Annotated in this window: 8 protein-coding genes; 6 read left to right on the plus strand and 2 right to left on the minus strand. The window is 72.9% G+C overall.

Annotated features, from left to right (window positions below):
• Positions 1-93 precede the first annotated feature (93 nt).
• Positions 94-1,047: a non-homologous end-joining DNA ligase gene (ligD, locus tag ACFWEP_RS28705; RefSeq protein ID WP_387374279.1), complete on the plus strand. Its 954-nt coding sequence runs from the start codon at positions 94-96 to the stop codon at positions 1,045-1,047.
• 73 nt (positions 1,048-1,120) lie between these two features.
• Here the strand turns inward: ligD and ACFWEP_RS28710 are convergent, their stop codons facing one another.
• Positions 1,121-2,014: a helix-turn-helix transcriptional regulator gene (locus tag ACFWEP_RS28710; protein ID WP_387374280.1), complete on the minus strand. Its 894-nt coding sequence runs from the start codon at positions 2,012-2,014 to the stop codon at positions 1,121-1,123.
• A 486-nt stretch (positions 2,015-2,500) separates the two neighbouring features.
• Between ACFWEP_RS28710 and ACFWEP_RS28715 the strand changes: the two genes are divergently transcribed.
• Positions 2,501-3,352, plus strand: a complete 852-nt coding sequence (locus ACFWEP_RS28715) for an aldo/keto reductase (RefSeq protein ID WP_387374292.1) — start codon at positions 2,501-2,503, stop codon at positions 3,350-3,352.
• Between the two features lie 151 nt (positions 3,353-3,503).
• Positions 3,504-4,478, plus strand: coding sequence for an aldo/keto reductase (locus tag ACFWEP_RS28720; RefSeq protein WP_387374282.1), 975 nt, complete (start codon positions 3,504-3,506; stop codon positions 4,476-4,478).
• 95 nt (positions 4,479-4,573) lie between these two features.
• Here ACFWEP_RS28720 and ACFWEP_RS28725 read toward each other — a convergent pair whose 3' ends face one another.
• Positions 4,574-5,224: a lysophospholipid acyltransferase family protein gene (locus ACFWEP_RS28725; RefSeq protein ID WP_387374284.1), complete on the minus strand. Its 651-nt coding sequence runs from the start codon at positions 5,222-5,224 to the stop codon at positions 4,574-4,576.
• Positions 5,225-5,542: 318 nt separating this feature from the next.
• Between ACFWEP_RS28725 and ACFWEP_RS28730 the strand changes: the two genes are divergently transcribed.
• The 3 genes from ACFWEP_RS28730 (at position 5,543) to ACFWEP_RS28740 (ending at position 7,331) form a co-directional block, all read left to right on the plus strand.
• Positions 5,543-6,454: an SDR family oxidoreductase gene (locus ACFWEP_RS28730; RefSeq protein WP_387374286.1), complete on the plus strand. Its 912-nt coding sequence runs from the start codon at positions 5,543-5,545 to the stop codon at positions 6,452-6,454.
• Between the two features lie 79 nt (positions 6,455-6,533).
• Positions 6,534-6,716 (plus strand): DUF6480 family protein, encoded by a 183-nt coding sequence (locus tag ACFWEP_RS28735; protein ID WP_387374288.1) that lies wholly within the window; start codon positions 6,534-6,536, stop codon positions 6,714-6,716.
• A gap of 141 nt (positions 6,717-6,857) precedes the next feature.
• Positions 6,858-7,331: a hypothetical protein gene (locus ACFWEP_RS28740; RefSeq protein WP_387374290.1), complete on the plus strand. Its 474-nt coding sequence runs from the start codon at positions 6,858-6,860 to the stop codon at positions 7,329-7,331.
• Positions 7,332-7,408 lie beyond the last annotated feature (77 nt).

The following is a 7,408-nucleotide window of genomic DNA, read 5'->3' on the forward strand; positions in this document are numbered from 1 at the left end:
ACCTCGAAGAAGGCCTCCGCCCGTAAGGCGCCGGCGAGGAAGCGCAGCGCGTCCTGACGCGCCGGGCCCATGGGACTTCCCCGGATCGCCCCGATGCTCGCCACCCCCGGTCGGCTGCCGCCCGCCGCGGTGGACGAGCGGTGGGCCTACGAGGTCAAGTACGACGGGCAGCGCGCGGTGGTCGGTCTGCCCGGCGACGGGGCGGTGCGCTTGCGTTCACGTTCCGGCGCGGACATCACCGCCGCCTACCCGGACCTGGCGCCGCTGGGCGCGGCTCTGGGTGACACGGCCGCGGTCCTGGACGGTGAGATCGTCACGTTCGACGACGCGGGACGCAGCGACTTCGAACGGCTGCAGTCGCGGATGGGTCTGGCGGGCACACCGGCGAAGGCGGCCAGGATGGCGCGTGCCGTCCCCGCGCACCTGGTTCTCTTCGACGTACTGTTCCTCGGTACCGACCCGCTGACCCCGCTCCCCTACACCGCGCGCCGCGCCGCCCTCGAATCGCTCGGCCTTGCCGGAACGCACTGGTCGACCCCCGCCTTCATCGCGGGGCACGGCGCACGCGCGCTGGAAGCGACCCGGGCCGCCGGGCTGGAGGGGCTGGTCGCCAAGCGGCTTGACTCGGCCTACGAACCGGGGGTCCGCTCGCGGGCCTGGATCAAGATCCGTCACATCCGGACCGCCGATGTCGTCGTCGGCGGCTGGCTGCCCGGCCACGGGCGTCTGAGCGATCTGCCGGGCGCTCTGCTGCTGGGTGAGTGGCACGGCGACGGCCTGCGGCACATCGGGAACGTCGGCACCGGATGGAGCGACGGCGAACGGCGAACGCTCGCCGGACTCCTGCGCGCCTCGGCGAGTGCCGACTGCCCCTTCACCCCGCCCCCGGCGGTCCCGGGCGCGCGATGGGTGACGCCCCGTCTGGTCGGCGAGGTGGCCTACGCCGCCAGGACCCGCGCCGGGCTGCTGCGGCATCCGTCATGGCACCGGCTCCGCCCTGACCTGACGCCCGAAGACCTCTACCGGCCTCGTGACCGATCCTCGTGACCGGCCTGTTGGCCGACCTCCTGACCGGCCTCGACCGGCCCCGGCCGGGGCGGCTCCTTCTCCGGGGCGGCGGTCAGTCGGCCGTCACGCGGTCGCGGTGTGCCGGGTCCGCCGGTGCGGTGAGGTCGAGCAGGAGCATGGCGTCGTGGTCGGGGGTGCCGGGTTCGGCGGTGTAGACGCCGAGGCGCTGTCCGGGGGTCCCCTCCAGACTCATACTCTGGGAGCTGAGGGTGAGGACGCCGACCTTCGGGTGGTGGAGGGTCTTCTGGAGCTTCTTGCGGCCTCTGACCTCGTAACGCTCCCAGAGGCTGGCGAAGTCGGGGCTCTTGAGGAGGAGTTCGCCGACGAGGGTCGTGAGATCCGGAGCGTCGGGGTTGAGGCCGGCTTCGGTGCGCAGGCGGGCGACACAGCCGCGGACCTGGATGTCCCAGTCGGGGAACAGCTCACGGGCCACGGGGTGGAGGAAGAGGTAGCGGGCGAGGTTGCGACGGGTGGCCGGCCAGTCGTCGATACCCGCGTACAGAGCGAGACCGCCGGGGTTCCAGGCGAGCAGGTCCATGCTGCGGCTGACGATGTAGGCGGGGCTCGGCCTCATCGTCTCCAGCAGCAGCGCGAGGTGGGGACGGACGGTGCGGCTGGGCGGAGGGGGCGGCTGGGGCGCGTACCGGGAGGCGCGGACGGCGAGCTCGCGCAGGTGGTGGTGTTCGTCGTCGTCGAGCTGGAGGGCGCGGGCGAGAGCGTCGACGACCCCGGGGCCCGGCCGGGTCTCCTTGCCGCGTTCCAGGCGGGTGTAGTAGTCGATGCTGACACCGGCGAGCGTGGCCAGTTCCTCGCGCCGCAGGCCGGGGGTGCGGCGGACGCCGTACCCGGGGGTGAGGCCGACGGACTGGGGGCTGGTCCGGGTGCGGCGGGCGCGCAGGAAGCGCGCCAGCTCGTCACCGACGGTGTGCCGCTGCTCGGGTGCCATGCGTCCAGTGTCGCAATGCGGCGACCTGGGCGGTATGCGGGAGGGGGGCCCTGCCGTACCCCCCTCTGGCCACCCACCCGCAGAAGCCGGTCTGCCTGCCGGGGGGTGCCGGCGGGCATGGTCGACGACGTCACCGGGTGACCCCGGTGGACACCTCGCGGGAGTACGGCGGCGCAGGCGCGGTGGCGGTCTTCGGCGCGGTTGCCGACGCGGCGGTGATCCTGCTCGATACCGCCGTCAGCTTCCCGCTCCGGCCCACCGTTCGGACCTGTCCGGCCCGGTGCCGAGCCTGCGCGACGACCCGATTCCTACGACACGGACCGGAGTGGGGGAGATCCAGACCGTCAGCGGATGAAATACATGACGCCGGACGCGTACCCGACCGTGTCCGGCCGCCGGGCCCTCAAGGCCTTCGCCACCTCCGACCCGCCCCATCAGCCCCCGCTCGCCATCGAGCAACCACGCCACCACGAGAAGGAAGAACCCGTGCAACACGTCACCCTCAACAACGGCCTCCGGATGCCGGTCCTCGGCTTCGGCGTCTACCAGATCCCGGCCGAGCAGACCGAGCGGGCCGTCTTTGAAGCGCTGGCGGCCGGTTACCGGCTGCTCGACACCGCTGCCGCGTACGGCAACGAGGAGGCGGTCGGGCGCGCCATCAGGGCCGCCGGCATCCCGCGCGAGGAACTGTTCGTCACCACCAAGCTGTGGGTCCAGGACGCGCCTGCCGAGGCGAACACCCGGCGCGCCTTCGAGACCTCGCTGCGCAAGCTGGGCCTGGACCATGTCGACCTGTACCTGATGCACCAGCCCTTCGGTGACGTGTACGGCCAGTGGCGGGCCATGGAGGCGCTGAACCGCGAGGGCCTGGCCAAGGCGGTCGGCGTCGCCAACTTCCATCCCGACCGGCTCCTGGACCTCATCTTCAACAACGAGATCACGCCGGCCGTCAACCAGATCGAGACCCACGTCTTCTACCAGCGCACCGCCGACCAGGACCTCATGCGCCGGTACGGTGTCCAGCACCAGTCCTGGGGCGGCTTCGCCGAGGGGAGGAACGGCCTGTTCACCAACCCCGTCCTGGCCCGTATCGGCGAGGCGCACGGCAAGTCCGTGGCCCAGGTCGCGCTGCGCTGGCTGATCCAGCGCGAGGTCGTCACCATCCCCAAGTCCGTCAACCCCGACCGGATGGCGCAGAACTTCGACGTCTTCGACTTCGAGCTGACCGACGATCAGATGGCAGCCGTCGCCGCACTCGACACGGGCGAGACCCTGTTCTTCGACCACCACGACCCCGAGATGGTCGCCTGGCTCAGCAAGCGCCGCCTGGACGGCTGACCGGGGCGGGCGGTGCGGACCGGGGCGCCCTCACGGACGCGTGCGACCTCCGCCCCGACTCCGCGAAGCCGGGCCCGGAACGCGGGAGCTGTGATCGGGTTCACTTCGTCACAGTCGAGAACCACCGAACGTATTGCAGAGAGTGAGCATCATGAAGCACATCAACCTCGGTGACCTGAAGGTCTCCCGTATCGGCCTGGGCGCGATGGGCATGTCGCACGGCTACACGGGCGCCGGCACCGACGACGCGGAGTCCATCCGCACCGTGCACCGCGCCCTTGAGCTGGGCGTCACCTTCGTCGACACCGCCGAGGTCTACGGCCCGTACACCAACGAGGAACTCGTCGGCCGCGCGCTGAGGGGACACCGGGACCAGGTCGTCCTCGCGACGAAGTTCGGGCTGATCTCCCACACCGGCCGTCAGGGCGGTCCCGACAGCAGCCCGGCGAACGTCCGCGCGGCGGTCGAGGGCTCTCTGAGGCGCCTCGGGACCGACCACATCGACCTCTACTACCAGCACCGCGTCGACCCCGGCACTCCCATCGAGGAGACCGTCGGCGCGCTGGCAGAACTGGTGACCGAGGGCAAGATCCGGTACATCGGTCTCTCCGAGGCGGGCCCCGACACCATCCGCCGCGCCCACGCCGTCCACCCGGTCACCGCGCTGCAGTCGGAGTACTCGCTGTTCACCCGGGACCCCGAAGCCCGCGTGCTGCCGGTACTGCGTGAGCTGAACATCGGCTTCGTCCCCTTCTCTCCCCTGGGGCGCGGCTTCCTGACCGGCGCGATCCGCTCCACCGACCAGTTCGCGCCCGACGACTTCCGCGCGGACAACCCGCGGTTCACCGAGGAGAACTTCCAGCACAATCTGCGTCTGGCCGACGAGGTCGCCTCCCTCGCCGTCCGGATCGGCGCGACCCCGGCCCAGGTCGCCCTCGCCTGGCTGCTGGCGCAGGGGGACGACATCGCGCCCATCCCCGGCACCCGCCGGGTGGCCCGGGTCGAGGAGAACACCGCCGCCGATGCCCTGACGCTGACCGTCGAGCAGCTCGATCAGCTCACCAGCCTCCCCCCGGCCGCCGGAGACACCCACAACGGCGCCCAGATGCGCATGATGGAGCGCTGACCCACGTCTCGGCCTTCACCGTCCCGGCTCCACGGGCCGGCTCCACGGGCCGGTGAAGGCCCGGCCGCCGAGCGGCCGGCGGTGGCCGCCAGGGTTCACGAGACAGCTACCAGGTGCTCCGTGGCCGTGCGCCAGGCCGCCGTGACGGCCCGGTGCGCCGTCGCGGTCGCCGCCGGGATGTCGTCGGGGAGTCGGACGGTGCTGCCGAAGTGGACGTGCAGACGGGGCCGGCGGGCCGGCGCGGTGAGAAGTCCGGCGATCTGCTTCACGGCGCCGCCGGAGACAACGCGGCGGGCGCCCGCCTGGCCGATCGGTACGACCGGGGCGTCGGCGGCCAGCGCGAGGCGGGCGAGCCCGCTGCGGAACCGCTCGGGCGCCGCCTCGGCCGAGTCCTTCCGCAGCGGCAGCCGGCCCTCCGCGTAGATGAGGACGTGGCGGCCCGCCCGCAACGCGGCGGCGGCCTCGTCCAGGGACTCCGCCGCCCGGACACTCCCCCGGTGGACGGGCCCGTGCCCGCCCCTGACCAGCAGAGGCCCGAGCACCGGGATGCGCCAGAGGCCGGCGGTGGCGAGAACGACCGGCTCCACTCCGTGGCGGAGCAGTGCGGCCAGCACGATCCCCGGATCGACGAGCGAGGTGTGGTTGGCGACGACGATCGTTCCGGGGGCGGGGGCCGCCTCCTCGTCGGACGTGGTCGTCAGCTGTCCGAGGGAGGGCACGACGGCGGCGGCGATGCGGCTGAGCACGGATTCTCCTGCGGTCGGTCGGTGTGGCGAGGTCCATCGTCCGGCGGGGAACCCGTCCACGGCCTGAGTCTGCGTACTCAACCGCACCGTGCGAAGGGCGTCCGCGACACGGTCTCCGCCGCTCGACGGGGAAACCCCGCAGGGCGCCACGGTGCCTGGGCGGGGAGCACGGGGGACCCCGGGGCACCCCGGACGGCCCCGGCGCGGCCGGACCTCAGCGCGAGCCCGATCCGGTCCGGCGTGTTTGGGTGGAGGCGGTGGCGGCCAGCCGCCGGGCCGTCGACGCACGGTCCCCTCCGCACGGCCGAGGAGTGCAGTATGCGCGACAGGAACCCGCTGGCAGGGCGTCTCGCGGTCGTCACCGGAGCGGCACGCGGGGTGGGCGCGGGGATCGCGAGGGAGCTGGCGCACCGTGGCGTACGGGTCGCCCTCCTCGGACGGGAGGGGAAGGCGCTGGAGCGGGTGGCGCGGACCCTGGAGACGGACGCGCACTGCTTCGAGGTGGACGTCACGGACGACGCGGCCATGGAGAGCGTGGCGGCCGAGGTCTCCGACCGCCTCGGCCGCCCTTCGGTCGTCGTGGCCAACGCCGGGGTGGCCGAGGGCGGCCCCTTCGTCACGTCGGACCCCGTGAGCTGGCGGCGGGTCGTCGAGGTCAACCTCGTCGGCAGTGCCGTCACCGCGCGTGCGTTCCTGCCGGGGCTGCTCGCGACGCACGGCTACTTCCTCCAGATCGCCTCCACGGCTTCGTTCGGCGCGGCACCCATGATGAGCGCCTACTGCGCGTCGAAGGCGGGCGTCGAGTCGTTCGCGCAGTCCCTGCGGGCCGAGCTGGCCCACCGAGGGGTGGGTGTGGGCGTCGCCTACCTGAGCTGGACGGGCACCGACATGATCCGGGACGCCGACCGGTACGACGTGCTCCGCGAGCTGCGCGGTCACATGCCTCCCCCGGCGCGCCGGATCCACCCGGTGGAGCAGGTCGCCGGCTGGCTGGTACGCGGCATCGAGCGCCGCTCCCCCACGGTGTACGCGCCGCCGTGGCTGCGGCTGGCGCAGCCCGTACGCCCCCTGCTGCCGCCGGTGGTCGCCTGGGTGTCCCGGCGGCAGCTCCCCCGTCTGGAGGAGCGGGCCCGTTTTGAGGCCACGGGACTGCTGGGCGCGGGCGGGCAGGCCGCCCGAAGGGCGAGCGGGCAGGCGGGCGACCGGAGCGGGCGGCGTCCGCACCCGTGAGGGCCGCTCCCGGCGATGGGCCCGCGCCGCACAGTCGCCACGGCGTGCGCGGGAGCGCGGGTGGAGAGACGGTTGACGCATGACTACCGCACTGAATCCCCCGGGAGAGACCCCGCCTGCCGAAGGCTGCATCGGTGAGGCGCACCAGGAGCGCGCGGACGGAGGCATCTGGGAGCACCCGGCCGTATGGGCGGCCGTCGTCCTGGTGGGCGCGGCCGTCGTCGCCGCCTTCTTCCTCGCGCGCATCTTCGGCTTCGGCTGACGCCCCTCCGCTTCGAGGTCCGTGTCGCCCACCGGCTCGGCACCGGCCGTGCCGGGGACCTTTTCGGCGCCACTTTCGCAACACCCCTTGGCCGCCCGACACCCTGGCGTGGACCACTCCGTCTCCCTACCGTGTTCGAGCATGGAATGGATGACGCTGGTGGCCACGCTTCTCGGTGCGGTGATCGCCATGGGCTCGACGCTGCTGATCGAGGCCCGCAAGGACCGGCGTGAGGCCGCCGGAGAGTGGCGGCGCAGCAGACGCGAGCTGTACGGGGCCTACCTCGGGACGCTTTCCCAGGTGCGCGGGGAGCTGCAACTCCTGATTCTGGACCGGGCGTCCACCGACGCGGATCGTCTGGTCCGCGCCCGGCAGAGCTTTGCCAAGTGCTACGAACTCCGCTACCAGCTGGAGGTTTTCGCGCCGCGCGCCGTGGTCGAGCCCGCTCTCGACTACTTCCGCAGCGTGCGCAGGCTGCGGGACGAGGCGGGCGCGGGGGTGGTGGACGGTGACGCCCGCTGCGAGCGCGCCTTCGTCGACGTCATGGACGCGCTGGCCGAGGTGCGCGACGCCATGCGGCTGGACATGGGGACGGACGCGTTGGCCGCTCACTGAACTCGCGTACGGGAACGCGTCGGCCGGGTCGTCCGGTCACCCACGGGACGGCAGCAGCGGGACGGCGCCCCGTGCCC

This window comes from Streptomyces sp. NPDC060198 (assembly GCF_042728415.1).
Classification (GTDB): domain Bacteria; phylum Actinomycetota; class Actinomycetes; order Streptomycetales; family Streptomycetaceae; genus Streptomyces.

What these genes read in the sequence shown, in the direction of transcription:
- ligD (WP_387374279.1), top strand. Translation starts at nt 94, where the DNA reads ATGCTCGCCACCCCCGGTCGGCTGCCGCCCGCCGCGGTGGACGAGCGG.
- ACFWEP_RS28710 (WP_387374280.1), bottom strand. Translation starts at nt 2,014, where the DNA reads ATGGCACCCGAGCAGCGGCACACCGTCGGTGACGAGCTGGCGCGCTTC.
- ACFWEP_RS28720 (WP_387374282.1), top strand. Translation starts at nt 3,504, where the DNA reads ATGAAGCACATCAACCTCGGTGACCTGAAGGTCTCCCGTATCGGCCTG.
- ACFWEP_RS28730 (WP_387374286.1), top strand. Translation starts at nt 5,543, where the DNA reads ATGCGCGACAGGAACCCGCTGGCAGGGCGTCTCGCGGTCGTCACCGGA.
- ACFWEP_RS28735 (WP_387374288.1), top strand. Translation starts at nt 6,534, where the DNA reads ATGACTACCGCACTGAATCCCCCGGGAGAGACCCCGCCTGCCGAAGGC.
- ACFWEP_RS28740 (WP_387374290.1), top strand. Translation starts at nt 6,858, where the DNA reads ATGGAATGGATGACGCTGGTGGCCACGCTTCTCGGTGCGGTGATCGCC.